This window comes from Streptomyces sp. NPDC007025, assembly GCF_042869455.1.
Taxonomy (GTDB): domain Bacteria; phylum Actinomycetota; class Actinomycetes; order Streptomycetales; family Streptomycetaceae; genus Streptomyces.
Genome location: NZ_JBIAFT010000011.1, coordinates 291,542 through 310,095, shown reverse-complemented (window position 1 = coordinate 310,095; position 18,554 = coordinate 291,542). Strand labels below are relative to the sequence as shown.

Genomic DNA, 18,554 nt, shown 5'->3' with positions numbered 1-18,554 from the left:
CTCACACCTCCGCGAAGGGGGAGGCGGGCTTGGGGATGCCGGCGAGACCGCCGTCCGGTACCGACAGTCCCCCGTCCAGGAGCAGCGCCTGCCCGGTGAGATAGGCGGCCGCGGGCGAGGCCAGGTACAGCGCGGCCCAGGCGGCCTCCTCGGGTTCGGCCCAGCGGCCCATCGGCACGTGCGCCATCAGCCAGTCGGAGACGGGGGCGGTGCCGGAGGCGAACGAGGTCATGTCGGTGCGGGCCCACCCGGGGCACAGCGCGTTCACGCGGATGCCCTCCCGCGCCCACCCGACGGCCAGGCTGCGGGCCAGGGAGACCTGTCCGGCCTTGGTCGCCGCGTACGCCTCCATCATCGGGGTGCCCACGGCTCCGGCCACCGAGGACATCAGCACCAGAGAGGCCCGCCGGGACTCCTTGAGGTGCGGATGGGCGCTGCGGCACAGCGCGGCGGAGGCGTTCAGGTTGACGGTCACCACGGTGTCCCAGTCCTCCTGCCGCGTGTGCTGCAGGGGAGCGACGTGCGGTGTGCCGTCGGGGCCGCCGGGCAGGATGCCGGCGTTGTGGACGACGGCGTCGAGTCCGCCCAGCGCCTCGGCCGCCCGGTCGACCACGGCCCCGGCGGCGGACGGCTCGGAGAAGTCGGCGGGTGCCAGGGCGGCTGTCCGCCCGCGGCGTGCGACCTCGGCGGCGGTTTCCTCGAGCGCCGCCGAGGTACGCGCCGACAGCACCAGGTCGGCGCCCGCGTCGGCGAAGGCGAGCGCGACGGCCCGGCCGATTCCGCGCGACGCACCGGTCACCAGGGCGCGGACGCCGTCGAGCCGGAACGCCTCAGCGGTGGTGGGGGTCGGGGTGGGGGCGGTGTTCATCGCGGGCTCCATTCCGTGGATTCCGGGGTGGGGGCGGTGCGGATGACGGGGGCGCCGCTCCAGGTGAGCAGCGCACTGCCCCAGGTCATCCCGGCGCCGAAGGTGGTGAGCAGGACGCGACTGCCGTGCGGCAGCGCGCCGTCGGCGGCCGTGGCGGCCAGCGCGTAGGGCGTCGAGGCGGCACCGATGTTGCCGACCTCGTCCGCGACGATCGGGAGCCTGCCCGGCGGGATGCCCAGCGACGTGCCGACCGAACGCAGCAGCCTGGGGTTGGGCTGGTGGGCGACGAAGGCGTCGATGTCCTCCATGCGCAGCCGGTTGCGGGCCAGGCCGTCGGCGACGACGGCGGGAAACATCTCGGCGATGAAGTCCCGCACGGCGCGGCCGTCCATCCGGATGGTGTGCCCGCCCGCGGCGAGAGTGCCGGAGCTGGCGGGTGCCCGGCTGCCCCCTGCGGGGATCAGCACATGGTCGGCGAGGGCCCCGTCGGAGCCGAGGTGGAAATCGGTGAAGCCCTCCCCCTCGGGGACCGGGCCCAGCACCGAGGCGGCGGCCCCGTCGGCGAACAGCACGGCCGTGGCCCGGTCGGCGGGGTCGAGGAACTTCGAGTACGCCTCGACGCCCACCACCGCCGCGTACCGGGAACAGGCGTCGGAGCGCAGGTAGTCGTGCGCGACGCGGACCGCGAACAGCCAGCCCGAGCAGGCCGCGCTGACATCGAGGGCGACCGCGTTGCGGGCCTTGGTGAGCGCCTGGACACGGCAGGCGGTGGCCGGTCCCAGCTCGTCGGGGGTCGAGGTGGCCAGGATCAGCAGGTCGAGCTGCCCGCTGTCGAGGCCGGCCGCCGCCACGGCGGACCGTACCGCGGCCGCCGCCAGGTCGGAGGCGGCCTCGTCCGGGGCGGCCGCGTGGCGGTTGCGCACGCCGGTCCGTTCGGCGATCCAGTCCGGGCTGACGCCGGCCGACCGGGCGACCTCGTCGTTGGAGCGCCGCACGGCGGGCAGGTGGGTGCCCATGCCGAGCACGCCGATGGCGGGCGGCCGCGCGGCGGGCGCCGGAACGGCGCCGGGGGCGGGCAGGGTGGTGGTCACGGGTTTCCTCCGTCGGGGCGGTCGAGGGTGGCGTGGAGCGCGGCGGCGTAGTCGGGATCGGTCAACGGGGTGGGGGCGAGCGACTCGGGCGGGCCGAGTGCCGTCGCCAGTTCGTCGAGGTGCGGGGCGAGTCGCGCGCACTGGCGGTCCGCGGCCGCGTCCAGGGAGGCGGCCGCGCGGTCGGAGACGACACCGGTCCACTGCAGCGGTCCGGCCAGCCGCAGCGCCTGTGTGGTGCCGTAGAGCGCGGTCAGCGTGGCCCGGGCCGGATCGGAGCCGGTGGCCGCGGAGGCGGCCACGGACTGCGCGGCGAGCCGGAGGGTGTGGACCTCGCCGAGCTGCCGGGCGCGCTCCAGCAACGGGTTCCACAAGTCCATCCCCTCCAGGCCGCGGCCGCGGCCTTCCGCCAGCTCCGCCCGGAGTGCGGCCGCCAGCCGCTGCTCCAGGTCGGTGACGGCCCGGCACCACCAGGTGGGATCGTCGGGGTCGGGCGGCGGGCGGGTGCCGGCGGGCGGTCCGTCGGCGGGGCGCTCCTCGGCCAGGGCGCAGCCGATGTCGAGCAGCACGAGCCGGTTGTCGCCGCCCGCCGCGCCGAAGGAGTCCGCGAAGCCGCTGTAGCCGCTGAGCCGGTTGACGGCGAGGTAGCCCGCGACACCGCAGCGGCGGCGGCACTCCGCGGTGACACGTTCCGCACCGTCCACGGCGGACGCCTTGAGCGCGGACAGTGTGCGGTCGACGGCCGCCCAGGGGGTGAACGCCGCCCCGTCGGCCGCGGCGGGACGGTCGGCGGACCGCCCCGCCTGTGCGTCCTCGGCCTGCTGCCAGAGGTCCAGCGCGGTCTCCGCCACCCGTTCGAGGGCGAACGCCTCCGCCAGCGCGCCCAGGACCGCGCGCTGTTGGGTGCGGTAGGACAGCACGGGCGCGCCCGGGGCGAGCCGGCCGTGCGAGCGACGGTGCCGGGAGTGGCGCAGCGCGGCCACGGCGGAGGCGCGGGCCGTGGCGGCGGCCGCGGTGGGTACCGTCGCCCACAGGCGGCGTCCGACGTCCAGGGTGCGCCGCAGCGCCAGGCCGGGGTCGCCGCCCGGGTCGTGCAGGACCCCGTCGTCGTCGATCGAGGCGGCGCCGCGCAGCCAGCGGTCGTAGGGCAGCCGTGCTCCCTCGAACCGCACCAGCGCGTACTCCAGCGGGAGGGCCTCCACACCGAGCGGTCCGCTGATCGCGACCCCGGGAGCGGTGCTCCGCTCGTCGCAGAGGTCGGCGAGGAAGGGATGGACCCCGTGGCAGGTGCCGTCCACCAGCAGGCGGGCACACACCACCGCCGACTGCGGCCTGCCCGGGACGCCGACACCGGAGAACTTGGCGGCCCCGGCGTCCGGCGTGCGCAGGACGAACTCACGGCTCTCCGGGTCGAACTCGGCGGTGGTACGGAGCGCGAGGTGGCTGTTGGCATCGCCGATCTCGGTGACCAGGAAGACTCCCTTGCGGTGGCCGCTCTCCAGGGCTTCCACCGTCCGCGCGAGTTCCTCCGCGCCGAGTTGCTCCTCGTCCGCCGCGCCCGCGACCGAGCCCAGGCAGAGGATGTGGTGGTTGACGACGGTCATGTACAGCGCCGGGTCCACCAGGACCGTGCAGGCGCTCAGCGCGGCCAGCCACTCCCGGTCCCGCAGCAGTGCGCGGACGGGCGGCAGCACCTCCGCCAACCGCGTCAGCGCGTGCTGGGTCCGGTGGTTGCGGCTGGGTCCCTCACCCGGTGCGGGAGGGCGCTGGGCTCCCAGGGCGTCCGCGATGCGCCGGGCCTGCCGGGTACGCAGGGGGTCGCCGGCGCATCGGTGCGGGGGTGGCGTGCCGTCCGGGTGTGTCACGCGATCACCCCGTGCTGCTCGCGGCGGTGCGAGCCGGGGCCCTCGCTCCCGGCCGGCCATCGGCCGGGGCACCCGTTGAGCCGGTGCGGCCGCTCCCAGGGGAAGTCCGGTTCGGTGAGCGGACTGCGCGCCGCGACCAGATCGTGCCCGGCCAGGACCCGGCGTGCGTTGCGGGTGAGCGCCTGACCGGTGCCGGCCTCCAGCAGCAGGGCCGGGCCGGGGGACGCGGCCCGCTCCAGCACCGGGGGCAGCCGCACCGGGCGGGTCAGGCAGCCGGCGAGTCCCTGGTACGGATCGTCACACCTGCTGTAGGGGCCGCCGTGGACGGCCGAGTGCACGGGAGTGTGGGCCGGTCGGGACGGCAGGGTGCGGATCGCGGCCGCGAACCCCTCGGCGTGCGTGCCCAGCGACGGATGGTGGGAGGCGAAGGGCAGCCGGAGCCGGACCGCCGCCACCCCGTGCCGCTCGGCGCACGCCTCGGCCTGCGAGAGCTCATGCGTCGGGCCGCTGAGGACGGTCTCCTGCGGGTCGTTGACACAGGCCACGGCCACCCGGCGGGCCCCCGCCGTGTCGATCAGCTCCCGCGCCCGTTCCTCGCCTGCCGCGAGCAGGGTCATGCCGCCTCGGCAGCGGCTCAGGTAGCGCGAGAGCCGACAGGCGATCCGGGTTCCGTCGGGGATGTCGAAGACCCCTGCGGCGGTGAGCGCGGCGATCTCGCCGAAGCTCACGGCGACGATCCGCCGGGGTGCCGCGCCGATGGCGCACAGTGCCCGGTGGATCGTCAGGGACGCTCCGAACAGGGCCACTTGCGGGGTGCCCACCGGGCCGGCCGCCAGGGTCCGGCCGCTGGGCGGTGTGCTGCCGAGCAGCGCGGGGCCCAGCGCGGGCACTCCGTAACTGCCGCTGACCGCGTCGACCTGGGCGAACACCTCCTCGGCCGCGGCGCGGACCACGGGGTGGGCGCGGGCGGCCGCCACCAGGGGCGAGACGGCGAAATCCCCCTGGCCCGGGAAGAGATGAACGAAGTCGGGAGCGGGCGCACCCCGGGCGGGCAGCTCGGGCCGGTCGGATGCTGAGGGCATGGTGCTCTCTCCTTGCGCAGGGGGCGCTGTCCGCATGGCGGGCGGGGACAGCCGGGTACGGTGGACGGATGGCGCCTCCGGGCGCCGGAAGAGGGTTCTTTCGCTCGGTGGGATGCGGCGACGGGCGGTCACCGGGGTGGCGCGCAGGGCCGGGGAAGGTCCGGGGCGTGCCGGGCGGTGCCGGATTCTGGACTTTTCCTCGTGGGCCCGGGGCGGCCGCACCCCGGACCGGGCCGTTCCATGAGAACCCCTCGTGACGTGCAGCGTTGCAATGCGCCTCGGCGGCGTGTGACGACTGGTGCCGGAGGAACGGCAACAACTGACACACGGAAACCGCCGGGCCAGTGGCACCCCGTGTGTGCAGTCCGAAAACATTCCCGGTTGGTGCGGAGGTCTCCGCCCCGGGTATGTCTCCACCGAAGCACAATGACGGGCGCGGTGATAATCGGATCCGGCCATCGGGATGTGAACGCGTTGAAAGCCCCGGGCCCGTGCGACCGGGCGGCCTCGCGGAGCGGAGCAGCCGGGCAGGAGCGAGCCAGGAGACGCCCATGGGCCGGTACCGGCCGAACCGCCATCTCGCCGCGCTGCTCGCCGAGTCCGGGTGGAGTGCGGGAGAACTCGCCCGGGCGGTGAACGCCCTGGGGACCAAGCACGGGCTGCGGCTGCGCTACGACCGGACGGCGGTGGCCCACTGGCTGGACGGGTCGAGACCGCGCCCACCGGTTCCCGGCCTGGTGGCGCAGGTGTTCGGCAAGCGCCTGGGCCGCGCCGTACACATCGGTGAGACAGGGCTTGGCACGGCGGCAGCCGCAGCCGCGCCCGGCACAGCGCTGCAGGCGGACGACCCGGTGGAGCGCCTGACGGCGCTGTGCGAGGCGGACGCGGATCCGGCTCGCAGACTCGCCCTCAACCGGGAGCTGTCCACCGCCGCCGATGTCCGACTGCCCGCCTGGCCACCGCCCCCGAGCGGCACCCGCACCGGCCCGCCCACCGCGCGGGACCACGCTCCCCGTCCCGACGCACGCCTGGCCGACCTGGTCGCCGTCTTCACCGAGCTGACCGAGAAGTACGGCGGAGCGCACGCCCGTTCCGCACTGGGCGCCTACATCGCCAAAGAGGTCGCCCCCCGGCTGGTGACCACGCCCGGCGGCGGCGCGGCCGCTCCGGCAGTGCTCACCGGCAGCGCCTGCCTGATGCATCTGCTGGGCACGATGGCCGCCGACGCGGGGCTGCCCAACCTCGGACACCACTGCTACCTCGCCGCCCTCGACCTCGCCCACCGGGCCGGCGACCGGAACGTCTACGCCATCACGCTGCGCACCATGGCGGTGCTCGCCCTGCGGCTGGACGACTTGGCGCACGCACACCAGTGGTCGCGGATCGCCCTGGAGGTGGCGTCCTTTGCCGCGCCCCCCCATGTACGGACCTATCTGTACGCCGGGCGGGCGGTGGTGCGGGCCGCCCACGGTGAGCGGGAGGAGGCGCTGGCCGACCTGCTGGCCGCGGAGCGCTCCTACGCCGCCGAGCCCGGTGGCGACGACGCGCCGGGCCCCTGGACCCGGTACGCGCCGGAGGCCTTCCACTACCAGCGGGGCGAGGTGCTGCTGTCACTGGGCGATCGCGCGGCGGCCGTCCGGGCGTTCGAGGAGTCCCTGGCCGCGCGCCCGCCGGACCATCACATCGCGCATGTCCTCACCCACGCCCAGTTGGCCGAGACCCTGCTGCCGCTGGGCGAGCTGGAGAGGGCGCTGGACCGGTGCCGGGAGCTCTTCGCGCACTACCCGTACACCTCCTCGCGGCGCACCACCGCCTCCCTGACCTCGCTGCACCGGACGCTGGCCCCCTACCGGCGGCACCCGCGCGTCCGCGAGGTCCGCGACCGCATCGCGCGGCTGACCCGGCCGGCCGCGGAGGGCACCGGGTGAGGTCTGCACCACACGGTGACCGACGCGGAGATACGGGGCCCGGCCCGGTCACGGGACCCCGCCGGCCGCCCGCGCGAGGATGGCGGCCATGGACAGCGGCGGCCCGGACGGCGGGCAGCGGGCAACGGCGGAGACGGCGCGCGTCACCGTCATCGGGGTCGGCAACACCTTCCGCGGGGACGACGGCGCCGGACCGGCGGCCGTCGCCCGGCTGCGGGCCGGGACGCCCCTCGGCGGGACCCCGGCAGGCGTGCGCACGGTGTGCTGCGACGGCGATCCGGCCCGCCTGATCGACCTGTGGACGGATGCCGCACTGGCGGTGGTGGTGGACGCGGCGCGCGCCCGGCCGGCGTGTCCGGGGCGCATCCACCGGCTGGAGCCGGGCCCGGGCGCGACCTGGCCGGTACGCGCCACCAGCAGTCACGGGCTCGGTCTGGGATACGCGGTGGCACTGGCACGGACGCTCGGCAGGCTGCCGGGGCAGCTGGTGGTCTACGCGGTCGAAGGGGCGGACGCCTCCCTGGGCGAGGGACTGACCCCTGCGGTCGCCGCGGCCCTCGACCCGCTCGTGGAGCGGGTCCGCGCGGAGATCACCCGCGCGGCCGCGGCCCTGCCGGACGCGCGGCGGTACTGATCCGGAGGGCCCCGCGGGCGGCTCCGGGGTCCGGCCGGGTACGTGGGGGCGCCACCGGCGGCGGAAGCGGCACCCGGGCAGGCGGGCGCACCCTGCGCAGCTCCCGGCGCGTCCCCGTGCGGGAAGGGGGCGCCGTGGTCAGGCTGTGGGGCAGCACATCCACCGAACTGCAGGAGCAGCCATGGCCGCCGCGCCGGCACCCCCGGACACCGAGGAAGCGCGCTGCGTGCTGGACCGCGAGGGCATCGATGCCCTGGTGCGGGAGCTGCGGGACGACGGGCGCACGGTGGTCGGACCCACCGTGCGCGACAGCGCCATCGTGCTGGACGAACTCGCCGGTGCCGGGGAGTTGCCCTGGGGATGGGGAGTGGAGCTGGAGGCGGGCCACTACCGGATCGTGCGGCGGACCGACGGCGCGGGGTTCGCCCACAGCGCGGGCCCGCAGTCCTGGAAGAACTTCCTCCACCCCGAGCGGGTGCGGCAGTGGACGGCCGACCGGGCACCGGACGGAGCGATGACGGTACGGGAGGAACGTCCCTCGCCCGTTTCCTTCGCGTTCCTGGGGGTGCGCCCCTGCGACCTGAGCGCCGTGCGGATCCAGGACCGGGTGATGACCGGCGGCAGGCACCGGGACGACACCTACCGGGAGCGCCGCACGGGCGCGTTCCTGATCGTCGTGGAGTGCATCGAACCGGGCGCCACCTGCTTCTGCGTCTCCATGGACACCGGACCCGCCGCCCACCCCGGCTACGATCTGGCACTGACCGAGGTGGTGGACGCCGCGGGCCACCGCTTCCTGGCCCGTGCCGGGACGCCGGAGGGCGCGGAGCTGCTGCGACGGCTGCCGCACCGTCCGGCCGACGAGGCGACGAGCAGTGCGGCGCGCCGGAGCGTCGAGGACGCAGCGGGGCGGATGGGCCGCACGATGCCTCCCGCGAGCCTGCGGGAACTGATGGCGGGCAGCCTGGACGCCGCACGCTGGGACGACGTCGCGGCGCGTTGCCTCACCTGCGGCAACTGCACGATGGCCTGCCCCACCTGCTTCTGCACCACCAGCGAGGACGTCACCGACCTGACGGGAGATCACGCCGAGCGCTGGCGGCGCTGGGAGTCCTGCTACGACCTGGACTTCTCCCATCTGCCGGGCGGCTCGGTCCGTGCCTCGCCGCGCAGCCGCTACCGGCAGTGGCTCACGCACAAGCTGGGCACGTGGTGGGACCAGTTCGGCAGCTCCGGATGCGTGGGATGCGGCCGCTGCATCGTCTGGTGCCCGGTCGGCATCGACATCACCGAGGAGGCGCACGCCCTGTACCAGGAGGGGCGCCAAGGCCAGGACGGTCGAGCGGACGGTGCGCGGTGAAGCACGCCGGGGTACTGGCCGCGCTGCGCGAGGGCCCCCGCGCGCGCCTGCTGGCGCTGGGCCCCGCGAGGTGTCCTTCGGGGCCGGGACGCGGATCTTCGAGGAGGGCGAGCGGGCCGACCGGTTCTGGATCATCCGCAACGGAACCGTGAGCCTCGACATCCACGTCCCCGGTCGCCCCGCGGCGGTGGTCGACACACTGGGCCCCGAGCGGCTGCTGGGCTGGTCGTGGCTGTGCCCCCCGCACCAGTGGCACCTGGGCGCGGAAGCAGTCGGGCGGGTGCGCGCCTGGGAGTTCGACGCGGCGGAGGTGCTCTCGCAGTGCGAGAACGACCACGAACTCGACCACGAACTGCTCAGCTACGTGGTGGAGGTGATCGGCCGGCGGCTGCGCGCCGCCCGCACCCGGCTGCTCGACCTCTACGGCCCCTACGGAAGCGGACCCCAGCCGTGACCGCGGTTCCCCTCCCCTATCGCGTGGTGGACAACCGGGCCGAGAGCGCCGACACCCGGACCCTCGAACTGGAGCCGGTCGGGGAGGCGCCGGCGGGCTTCCGCCCCGGCCGTTTCGCGATGCTCTACGCCTTCGGGGTCGGCGAGATCCCGGTGTCGGTCGCGGGGCTGCTGGACGGCGTGCTCACCCACACCGTCCGGGGCGTGGGTGCGGTCTCCCGGGCACTGTGCGCGGTGCGGCCCGGCGAGCAGGTCGGAGTGCGCGGGCCGTTCGGTACGGAGTGGGACCTGCCGTCGGGCGGGGACCTGCTGGTGGTGGCGGGCGGCATCGGTCTGGCGCCGCTACGGCCGCTGGTGCGGGCCGCACTGTCCGAGCCGGCGGCGCACGGCAGGCTGAACGTCCTGATCGGCGCCCGCACCCCGCAGGACCTGCTGTACCGGGACGAACTGGCCGCCTGGGGGCGGCCGTACTGCGGCGTGACGGTGGACCGTCCGGCTCCGGGCTGGGAGGGCGAGGTGGGCGTGGTGACCGCGCTGCTCGACCAGGCGTCCTTCACCCCGCAGGACACGACCGCCTTCCTCTGCGGCCCGGAGGTCATGATCCGGGCCACCGCCCGTGAGCTGCGGCACCGCGGCGTGGCGGCGCAGCGTATCCGGGTCTCTCTCGAACGCAACATGCACTGCGCCACCGGCCACTGCGGCCACTGCCAGCTCGGGCCGCTGCTGCTGTGCCGGGACGGCCCGGTGGTCGGCTACGACCGGGCGGAGCCCCTGCTCGCCGTACGGGAGCTGTGAGATGACCAGGTCCGAGCGCCCACGCCTGGGCGTCTTCAAGTTCGCCTCCTGCGACGGCTGCCAGCTGACCCTGCTGGACTGCGAGGAGGAACTGCTCCCCCTGGCGGCCGAGCTGGAGATCGCGCACTTCGCCGAGGCGTCGAGCGACATCCGGCCCGGGCCCTACCAGCTCGCGCTGGTCGAAGGCTCGGTCTCCACTCCCGAGCATCTCGAACGCATCCGTCGCATCCGCGCCGAGTCCCGCCACCTGGTGACCATCGGCGCGTGCGCGACGGCGGGAGGCATCCAGGCGCTGCGCAACTCCGCGGCCGGCGACGCCTTCCGCGCGACGGTCTACGCGGAGCCCGAGTACATCGAGAGCCTCGCCACGTCCACGCCAGTCTCGGCGCATGTGCCCGTCGATTTCGAACTGCGGGGCTGCCCGATCGACCGGGGGCAGCTCCTGGAGGTCATCACCTCCTTTCTGGCCGGCCGCCGCCCGGACATCCCCGATCACAGCGTGTGCTTCGCCTGCAAGCGCCGCGGCACCACCTGTCTGCCCGTGGCGCGCGGCATCCCCTGCCTGGGACCGGTGACCCACGCCGGCTGCGGCGCCCTGTGCCCGGCCTACGGACGCGGCTGCTACGGGTGTTTCGGCCCGTCCGCCTCCACGAACCTGCCCGCCATGATCCCACTGCTGCGCAGCGACGGGATGAGCGACGGGGACATCGTGCGCTTCCTGCACACCTACAACGTCGAGGACTTCGCCGCGCTCGAACCGCCCGGCGCGCTGGACGAGGACGGCTGAGCGGTCGCCCGCCGCAGGACAGCCCGCTCCCGGCAACGCGCCGGCGACCCCGGGGGCGGCGGCCGGGGCGGCCGGGGCGGCCGGAGAGAAGGACGGAGCAGTCATGGCAGACAGCAGCACACGGGTGCTGAGCGTGGGCGCGCTCGCCCGCGTCGAGGGCGAGGGCGCCCTCCGGTTGCGCGTCAGCGGTGACAGGGTCACCGAGGCGCGGCTGAGCATCTACGAACCGCCCCGGTTCTTCGAGGCCTTTCTGCGCAACCGTCGGCACACCGAACCTCCGGACCTCACCTCGCGGGTGTGCGGTATCTGCCCGGTCGCCTACCAGACGAGCGCGTGCCACGCGATCGAGGACGCGTGCGGTGTCACCGTGGGCGGACAGCTCGCCGCCCTACGGCGCCTGCTCTACTGCGGCGAGTGGATCGAGAGCCACAGTCTGCACATCCATCTGCTGCACGCGCCCGACTTCCTCGGTGTCGACAGCGCCCTGGAGATGTCCCACCGGCACCGCGCGGCCATCGAGCGGGGGCTGCGGCTCAAGCAGGCGGGGAACAGCATTCTGGAGGTCCTCGGCGGCCGCTCCGTCCATCCGGTCAACGTCCGGGTCGGCGGCTTCCACCGGGTCCCCTCGCGGGCCGAACTCCGCCCGCTGGCCGAGCGGCTGGCGCGGGCCCGGGAGGACGCGCTGGCCGCCGTGGCCTGGGTGGCCGACTTCGATTTCCCCGAAGCGGAGTGCCGCGCCGATCTGTTCGCGCTGGCGGAACCGGGCACCTACGCCATCGAGCGGGGTGTCCCCACCGTGCTGCCGTACGGGGACGAGGAGCGGCGCAGGTCGTTCCCGCTCACCGAGTTCGGCGCGCATGTCGTCGAGGAGCAGGTGCCGTACTCCACCGCTTTGCAGGCCCGGCTGGACGGCGGCCGGCATCTCACCGGAGCACTGGCCCGGTACGCCGTCAGCGGGCATCTGCTGCCGTCAGCGGTGCGGGAGGCGGCCCGGGCGGCCGGGCTGCCGGATCCGGCGTCGGGCGAGGTCTGCCGCAACCCGTTCCGCAGCATCGTCATCCGGGCGGTCGAGGTCCTCTACGCCGTGGAGGAGGCGCTGCGCCTGATCGAGTGCTACGAGCCGCCCGCGCGCGCCGCCCAGAAGGTCGCGCCGCGTGCCGGTACCGGTCACGGGGCCACCGAGGCGCCGCGCGGGCTGCTGTACCACCGCTACATCCTCGACCGGGACGGGCTGGTCACCGATGCGAGTCTCGTCCCGCCCACCTCGCAGAACCAGGGTGCCGTCGAGGAGGAGCTGCGCCTGTTCGTCCAGGAGCGGCTGGCCCGGGGGGAGGCCACGGACGCCGAACTGGCGGGGCTGTGCGAGCGCGCCGTCCGCAACCACGACCCCTGCATCTCCTGCTCCGCGCACTTCCTGGACCTCACGGTGCTGCGGGAGCGGTAGGCGGACCGGCCGGCCGCCCCGTCAGGGCGCTTCGGCGGACTCGGGCCGGGCGACGCACAGCGCCCAGATGACGAATCCGTAGAGCGCGATCAGCACGACTGACCAGACCGGGTAGTAGGGCAGCGACAGAAAGCTGCTCACCAGGAGCAGACCGGCGATGGCGACTCCGGCGACCCGGGCCCAGAGCGTGAACCTGAAGAGGCTGAGTCCGGTCATCAGGGCCACGATGCCGAGCGCGAGATGGATCCAGCCCCAGCCCTCCACGTTGAACTCGAAGACGTAGTCGGGCGTGTTCACGAAGACGCTGTCGTTGGCGATGGCCATGATGCCGCGGAGGATGCCGAGCACTCCCCCGATGACGAGCATCACCGCGGCGAACGTCGCTATACCGGCCGCCAGCGGCTCGCGGTGTGATGCGGGGTGTTTCACAGCCTGTGTCATGAGTACTCCTCGGTTGCTCGGCCGGTGCGGCCGACTCGGATGTCACGCCAGGATCAGTACGACGAAGAGCAGGCAGACGATGATGTTGACCAGCCAACTGTTGTTGTTCATCCAGTCGCGCAGGCCGGGCATCGCGGACGCGGCCCGATGGCCCAGGAGGACGCGCAGCAGCAGCGGGGTGGCGGCGACCAGGGTGGTGAGGGCGATGAACGGCAGCGCCTCGACGAACGAGCTGTGGCCCTGGTGCAGATGGACGCCGACGGTGAGCATCACCATCAGGTCGGAGGGCATCAACAGCACGACCAGCAGGCCCGTCTCGAACGCCTTCCGGGCGTCGGCCGACATCAGCGCGTGCAGCCACTTCGGCGGCTCGACGGTCTCCCGTTTCCGCCAGTTCCGCAGCGCCGCCAGGATCAGCAGGCCCACCAGCACGTACTGGATCACCCGGCCGACGGAGCTGTTGTCCCCCGAGCTTCCGAAGTCGACGGCACCGCCCAGCGCCGTGGCGATCCCGAGCATGACCGCCACGCCCAGCGACGTGGCGATCAGCACTCCGGTCACGAAGCCCAGGGAGACCCGCACGGCCCGTTGCGCCGTGGCCAGAATGACGGCCGACATGATCTGGGGCCCCGCCATCATGGTGATGGCGAGCGGCAGAATCTTCAGGCTGTCCATAGGAATCGCCATCCGTGCAGGTGCTGACGACAGCAGTCGCGTGCCTGCTGCGCAGGCCCTGACGCGGCTCCCCTCCGCTCTTGCGGTTCGCTCTCAATTGGACCAGCGCCGCCGTCAGCCGCATCCGAACGTAGTCCGAACGGGTGAACCAGACGGTCGACCGGACCGTGCCGGGGCCTCCGGTGCGGGCCTCCGCGGGGCAGACGGGACGAGTGTGACGACCTGGTCGCCCTCCGTGCAGGCCGCTCTCCCGGGTAGAATACCTGGAGGGGTATATCGGACGGAGTTGGCGAACGGAGTTGCCGTGGAACTGTCGATGGCGGCCGAGGAGCTCAAGGCCGTGGTCAACCGGCTGCGCCGGGCGCAGGGGCAGATCGCCGGAGTGATCAGGATGATCGAGGAAGGGCGGGACTGCGAGGACGTGGTCACCCAGCTCGCGGCCGCCTCCCGGGCGCTGGACCGGGCGGGTTTCGCCATCATCGCCACCGGTCTGCAGCACTGCCTGACCGATACGGACCTGGCCGAGGGCGAGGACCGCGAGCAGTTGCGATCCCGTCTGGAGAAGCTCTTCCTCTCGCTGGCCTGAGGCCTCGGCCGCGCTCCCCCGGCAGCGCCCGGCGCCCGCGGCCGGCCCCGGCGTGTCCTCGCGCTCCACCGGGGGATCCGGTGGGATACAAGGAGATCACCGCACCCCGCCGGACCGAGCCGAGGAGTTCCCGTGCCCTACGACCGCACTGTCACTCTCGAAGCCGACTTCGCCACCGCGGTGGCCGCCGTCCGCGCGGCGCTCGCGGAGGAGGGTTTCGGCATCCTCAGCGAGATCGACGTCCGCGCGACGCTGAAGGCGAAGCTCGACCACGACATGGAGGACTATCTGATCCTCGGCGCCTGCAACCCGCCCCTGGCCCGGCAGGCGCTGGCGGCGGACCGCAGCATCGGCCTGCTCCTGCCGTGCAACGTGGTCGTCCGGCGCGACGGCGACCGTACGGTCGTGCAGGCACTGGACCCGGGCACCATGGTCACCCTCACCGGGCTGCCCGCGCTGGAGCCCGTGGCCTCGGAGGCCACCAGACGTCTGGACGCCGCCCTCGCCGCCCTGCCCGGCATCGGCTGAGCGCCTCGGGGCAGCGGTGCCGGGCTCCGGCACCGCGCGGAGACGGCGGGCACCCCCACGGTGACGGCCGTGAGGGTACCCGCCGTAGTCATCCGGAACGCCGCCGGCTGGGCGGGGGCGCGCTTACTTGGGGGGCATCAGCACGGTGTCGATGATGTGGACGGTGGCGTTGGCGGTCTTCACGTTGCCGCAACCGATCTTGGCGTCGTCGTTGACCGTGTAGGAGTCCCCGGAGCCCTTGGTGGTGAGCTTCTGCTTCTCCAGGGTCGCGTACTCCCCGTCCTTCAGCTCGGGCTTGCCCAGCGGCTTGCCGACCACGTGGTAGGTCAGCACCTTGGTCAGCATCTTCTTGTCGTTGAGCACCTTCTCCAGGTCGGCCTTCGGGATCTTGTCGAAGGCGTCGTTGGTCGGCGCGAACACGGTGATGTTCTCGCTGCTGTTGAGGGTGTCGACCAGTCCGGCCTTCTTGACGGCGGAGACCAGCGTGGAGAGCTCAGGGTTGTTGGAAGCGGCAGTCGCGACCGGGTCCTGCGCCATGCCCTTGAAGCTGCCCTTACCGGTCTTGGGCACAGAGGCGCAGGCCGGACCGAAGGTGTCCATGGCCATGTCATCGCCACTGTCCTGCTTGTCGCTCTTCTCGCTCTGCTTCTGCTCGCTCTTGCTCCCCTCGGACTTGTCGCCACCGCTGTCGTCACTGCCACAGGCGGCCAGCCCGAACGGCAGCACGAGGGCGGCGGTGGCGGCCAGCAGAGCGTGACGGGTGCGATTGCGGTTCATTCTTCACTCCTACGTGGATGATGGTGCGGTTGCAGATGCGGATCACGGGCGTGACCCGCGGGATTCGCCCGGCGCCGGAGGGATCCGGCGCGTGCGACGAGCGGTTCAGGTCACGTTGACCACCACCGAGTGGCGCCCGGTGGCACCGTCGGGAACTGTGCCGACCCGGTCCGCGGTCTGGGTGCGGCCCTTCTTGTCGGTGGCACGGACCTGGAGGGTGTGGGAGCCGGGTTCGGCGTCCCATTCCCACAGCCACTGGCGCCAGGTGTCCTGGCTGTCCTCCTCGGCCAACTGCGCGGTCCGCCAGGGCGCGTCGTCCACCCGGACCTCCACGCGGGCTATGCCGCGGTGCTGCGCCCAGGCCACCCCGGCCACCGCGACCTTGCCGGAGCGGACGTCGGCGAGCGGACGGGGGGTGTCGATACGGGACTGGATCTTGATGGGCGCCTCGCGGGCCCAGCCGCGCTCGACCCAGTAGACATCCATGTCCTCGAAGCGGGTGAGCTCCAACTCGCGCAGCCACTTGCAGGCCGACACGTAGCCGTACAGGCCCGGGACCAGCATGCGCACCGGGAAGCCGTGCTCGAAGGGCAGCGGCTCGCCGTTCATACCCACCGCGAGCATCGCGTCGCGGCCGTCCATGACCGTCTCCACGGGGCTGCCGAGGGTCATTCCGTCCTCGGAGCGGGCCACCAGCTGGTCGGCAGGCCCGCCCTTGGACGGGGGACGGACCCCTGCCTCGCGCAGCAGCGGAGCCAGCGGGACACCCAGCCAGCGCGCGTTGCCGACGTAGGAGCCGCCCACCTGGTTGGAGACACAGGTCATGGTGATGTCCCGCTCGATCAGGCCGCGTTCGAGCAGCGCGGCGAAGTCGAGGGTCACCGGCCGGGACACGCCCTTGCCGTGGATGCGCAGGCTCCAGTCCTCCGTGGTCAGCCGGGGGACCCGCAGCAGGGTGTCCACCCGGTAGAAGCGGGAGTTGGACGTGATGAAGTCGCCCAGCCCCGCCACCCGGAGTTCGGCCCCCCGGGGCACGGGCGCCGCGCGCGAGGAAGGCGCGGGAAGCGTCACGGCCTCGCGGGACGCCTCGGCCGCGGCGCCGCGTGCGGCCCCCAGGAATCGGCCCAGCCAGCCGGCACCGGTCGCGGTGACGGCCACCGCCCCCGCGGCGAGGACAAAGCCGCGGCGGCCGGTCGGGGTCACCCGTCCCACCGGCCCGGCGAGCACCGGGCCGGTGCCGTCCGGGCCCCCGTGCAGGAAGCCGATCAGGAGGTGGAGCACGGCCGCTCCGGCGACCGCCCCCACCAGTGAGGGCACCACATCGGTGTACTCCCCCTCCGGGCGGCTGAGCGCGGTCACGGCACCGACGACGCCGAACAGCAGCACGCCGCCCGCACCGGCCCTCCGATACCGCAGCGAGACGACGCCCAGCGCCGCCGCGCACAGTGCCAGCACCACGGCCATGCCGAGTTGGAGGACGAACTTGTCGTCGCTGCCGAAGGTGCGGATCGCCCAGTCCTTGACCGGAGTCGGCGTCGCGTCGATCGCCGCGCCGCCCACGACCACCAGCGGGCCGCTGCGCGGCCGCACGGCCACGGCCACCAACTCGGCGACCGCCAGCGCGGCGTAGCCGGCCAGCAGGCCGCACAGCCCCGCCAGCCCCGCGCGGGCCGCCCGTGCGGTCGGCATGCGCGGCGACTCGGGATGCTGCCCGTCGGCCGAGGTCTCTTCCGTCTCACTCACGCCCCTGCTTCGGGTCCCGGAGCACGGTGGATTGGTCGACCCGCGAAAAGAATGAATCTTTTCCCGGGAGTTGACGCCGGGGTGCGGATTTCCCCGTCCGGGCCAATCCGCCACGCGCACAGCTTCGAATCCCATGCGGCTGCCCGGCCCGGGGTGGTGTCCGGACAAGCGCCCACACGCGCGACGAGGAGAGGAGCGGCATGGCGGCACAGCGGCGGAGGACGGCCGTGATCGGCAGCGGGATCGCGGGACTGACGGCGGCCTGGCTGCTGCGCACCACCGACGAGGTGACCCTCTTCGAGGCCGACGACCGGCTCGGCGGGCACACCCACACCCATGAGGTCGTCACCGCGGACGGCCGCCCGCTGCCCGTGGACTCCGGGTTCATCGTCCACAACACGCGCACCTATCCCCTGCTGACCCGACTGTTCGGCGAACTCGGCGTGGCCACGCAGGAGTCGGAGATGAGCATGTCGGTGCAGTGCCAGGGCTGCGGACTGGAGTACGCCGGGGCCAAAGGGCCCGGCGGGCTGTTCCCCCGCCCCGGGCACCTGCTGCGCGGCCGCTATCTGCGGATGCTCACCGAGATCCCCGTCTTCCACCGGCGGGCCCTGCGCACCCTGGCCGCGGAGGACGACCTGCCGGCGGGCGGCTCCCCGCAGACCCTGGGCGGCTTCGTGCACGGCGGCGGGTTCTCCCCCTATTTCACCTCCCACTATCTGGCGCCGCTGGTGTCGGCCGTGTGGTCCTGCGCGCCGGACACCGCCCTGCAGTACCCGGCGCGCTATCTCTTCCGCTTCCTGTCCCAGCACGGAATGCTCGGCATCGGCGGCTCACCGGTGTGGCGCACCGTCACCGGCGGCTCGCACACCTATGTGCAGCGGATCGCCAAGGAACTGCCCGACATCCGCACCTCGGCGCCGGTGCGCGCGGTACGCCGGCACTCCACCGGAGGCGCCGGGGCCGAGATCGTCACCGCCGACGGCCACGAGCACCACTACGACAAGGTCGTCCTGGCCGTCCACGCGGACCAGGCACTGCGGGTGCTGGAGCGCCCCACCGAGGACGAGAAGCGGGTGCTCGGCGCCTTCCGCTGGTCCCGCAACCCGGCACTGCTGCACACCGACAGCACGGTGCTGCCCCGCTCACCGGGTGCGGGGGCGAGCTGGAACTACCGGATGCCGGACTGCACGGCACCGCCCGGCCGGGTACGGGTCAGCTACGACATGACCCGACTGCAGCACCTCGCGGCGCCGGACCGCTACGTGGTCTCCCTCGGCGAGGGTGAGCACGTCGACCCGGACCGGGTGCTGGCGCGGATGGTCTACGAGCACCCCGTCTACACACCGGAGTCGGTCGCCGCCCAGCGCAGGCTGCCACAGCTCGAGAGCGGACCCGTGGTGTACGCGGGCGCCTGGCACGGCTGGGGCTTCCACGAGGACGGCTGCCGCTCCGGCGTCGCCGCGGCGCGCTCCCTGGGGGTGCGCTGGTGACCGGGCG

17 protein-coding genes and 1 pseudogene are annotated in these 18,554 nt (G+C 73.7%); 10 read left to right on the top strand and 8 right to left on the bottom strand.

Annotation, left to right across the window (positions count from 1 at the left end; genetic code table 11):
- Position 1: 1 nt before the first annotated feature.
- The 4 genes from ACFYMO_RS22880 to ACFYMO_RS22865 are packed head-to-tail and all read right to left on the bottom strand — an operon-like array spanning position 2 to position 4,903.
- The gene (locus ACFYMO_RS22880; RefSeq protein ID WP_366771639.1) at positions 2-868 is read right to left on the bottom strand and encodes an SDR family NAD(P)-dependent oxidoreductase; all 867 of its coding nucleotides are present in this window, start codon (positions 866-868) and stop codon (positions 2-4) included.
- Positions 865-1,959, bottom strand: a complete 1,095-nt coding sequence (locus tag ACFYMO_RS22875; protein ID WP_388548486.1) for a 3-oxoacyl-ACP synthase III family protein — start codon at positions 1,957-1,959, stop codon at positions 865-867. Before ACFYMO_RS22875 ends, ACFYMO_RS22880 begins: the two co-directional genes overlap by 4 nt.
- Positions 1,956-3,821, bottom strand: coding sequence for a hypothetical protein (locus ACFYMO_RS22870; RefSeq protein ID WP_366771637.1), 1,866 nt, complete (start codon positions 3,819-3,821; stop codon positions 1,956-1,958). Before ACFYMO_RS22870 ends, ACFYMO_RS22875 begins: the two co-directional genes overlap by 4 nt.
- Positions 3,818-4,903 (bottom strand): acyltransferase domain-containing protein, encoded by a 1,086-nt coding sequence (locus ACFYMO_RS22865; RefSeq protein WP_366771636.1) that lies wholly within the window; start codon positions 4,901-4,903, stop codon positions 3,818-3,820. The genes ACFYMO_RS22870 and ACFYMO_RS22865 overlap by 4 nt, the downstream gene beginning before the upstream one ends.
- A gap of 551 nt (positions 4,904-5,454) precedes the next feature.
- On the opposite strand from ACFYMO_RS22865, the gene ACFYMO_RS22860 reads away from it, so the two are divergent.
- From ACFYMO_RS22860 to ACFYMO_RS22830, 7 genes and pseudogenes are all read left to right on the top strand, one after another.
- Positions 5,455-6,831, top strand: a complete 1,377-nt coding sequence (locus ACFYMO_RS22860) for a hypothetical protein (protein WP_388548482.1) — start codon at positions 5,455-5,457, stop codon at positions 6,829-6,831.
- 88 nt (positions 6,832-6,919) lie between these two features.
- Entirely contained in the window at positions 6,920-7,465 is a 546-nt protein-coding gene (locus ACFYMO_RS22855; RefSeq protein WP_366771634.1) for a hydrogenase maturation protease, read from the top strand.
- Between the two features lie 181 nt (positions 7,466-7,646).
- On the top strand, positions 7,647-8,825 hold the full coding sequence (locus tag ACFYMO_RS22850; RefSeq protein WP_388548479.1) for a 4Fe-4S dicluster domain-containing protein: 1,179 nt from the start codon (positions 7,647-7,649) through the stop codon (positions 8,823-8,825).
- A pseudogene (locus tag ACFYMO_RS22845) lies at positions 8,822-9,279 on the top strand (cyclic nucleotide-binding domain-containing protein). Before ACFYMO_RS22850 ends, ACFYMO_RS22845 begins: the two are co-directional and overlap by 4 nt.
- Positions 9,276-10,073 carry an FAD/NAD(P)-binding protein gene (locus ACFYMO_RS22840; RefSeq protein WP_366771631.1) on the top strand — a complete coding sequence of 266 codons (798 nt, stop codon included), beginning with the start codon at positions 9,276-9,278 and terminating at the stop codon, positions 10,071-10,073. Before ACFYMO_RS22845 ends, ACFYMO_RS22840 begins: the two are co-directional and overlap by 4 nt.
- 1 nt (position 10,074) lies before the next feature.
- A complete protein-coding gene (locus ACFYMO_RS22835) occupies positions 10,075-10,860 on the top strand; it encodes an oxidoreductase (RefSeq protein WP_366771630.1) in 786 nt (261 codons plus the stop codon).
- A 103-nt stretch (positions 10,861-10,963) separates the two neighbouring features.
- Positions 10,964-12,304 (top strand): nickel-dependent hydrogenase large subunit, encoded by a 1,341-nt coding sequence (locus ACFYMO_RS22830; protein ID WP_366771629.1) that lies wholly within the window; start codon positions 10,964-10,966, stop codon positions 12,302-12,304.
- A gap of 21 nt (positions 12,305-12,325) precedes the next feature.
- On the opposite strand, the gene ACFYMO_RS22825 is transcribed toward ACFYMO_RS22830, so the two are convergent.
- Together ACFYMO_RS22825 and ACFYMO_RS22820 are read right to left on the bottom strand one after the other, a co-directional pair.
- Positions 12,326-12,745 (bottom strand): hypothetical protein, encoded by a 420-nt coding sequence (locus ACFYMO_RS22825; protein ID WP_366771627.1) that lies wholly within the window; start codon positions 12,743-12,745, stop codon positions 12,326-12,328.
- A gap of 42 nt (positions 12,746-12,787) precedes the next feature.
- Positions 12,788-13,420, bottom strand: a complete 633-nt coding sequence (locus ACFYMO_RS22820) for a GAP family protein (RefSeq protein WP_366771626.1) — start codon at positions 13,418-13,420, stop codon at positions 12,788-12,790.
- A gap of 304 nt (positions 13,421-13,724) precedes the next feature.
- Between ACFYMO_RS22820 and ACFYMO_RS22815 the strand changes: the two genes are divergently transcribed.
- Positions 13,725-14,006, top strand: coding sequence for a metal-sensitive transcriptional regulator (locus ACFYMO_RS22815; RefSeq protein ID WP_366771624.1), 282 nt, complete (start codon positions 13,725-13,727; stop codon positions 14,004-14,006).
- Positions 14,007-14,138: 132 nt separating this feature from the next.
- On the top strand, positions 14,139-14,534 hold the full coding sequence (locus tag ACFYMO_RS22810; protein WP_366771623.1) for a DUF302 domain-containing protein: 396 nt from the start codon (positions 14,139-14,141) through the stop codon (positions 14,532-14,534).
- Positions 14,535-14,657: 123 nt separating this feature from the next.
- Here the strand turns inward: ACFYMO_RS22810 and ACFYMO_RS22805 are convergent, their stop codons facing one another.
- Both ACFYMO_RS22805 and ACFYMO_RS22800 read right to left on the bottom strand, forming a co-directional pair.
- Positions 14,658-15,311: a fasciclin domain-containing protein gene (locus tag ACFYMO_RS22805; protein WP_366771622.1), complete on the bottom strand. Its 654-nt coding sequence runs from the start codon at positions 15,309-15,311 to the stop codon at positions 14,658-14,660.
- Between the two features lie 105 nt (positions 15,312-15,416).
- Positions 15,417-17,000 carry a molybdopterin-dependent oxidoreductase gene (locus ACFYMO_RS22800; protein WP_366771659.1) on the bottom strand — a complete coding sequence of 528 codons (1,584 nt, stop codon included), beginning with the start codon at positions 16,998-17,000 and terminating at the stop codon, positions 15,417-15,419.
- A 254-nt stretch (positions 17,001-17,254) separates the two neighbouring features.
- Here ACFYMO_RS22800 and ACFYMO_RS22795 point away from each other — a divergent pair, with 254 nt between their 5' ends.
- Entirely contained in the window at positions 17,255-18,547 is a 1,293-nt protein-coding gene (locus ACFYMO_RS22795) for an FAD-dependent oxidoreductase (RefSeq protein WP_366771621.1), read from the top strand.
- The last annotated feature ends 7 nt before the right edge of the window (positions 18,548-18,554 follow it).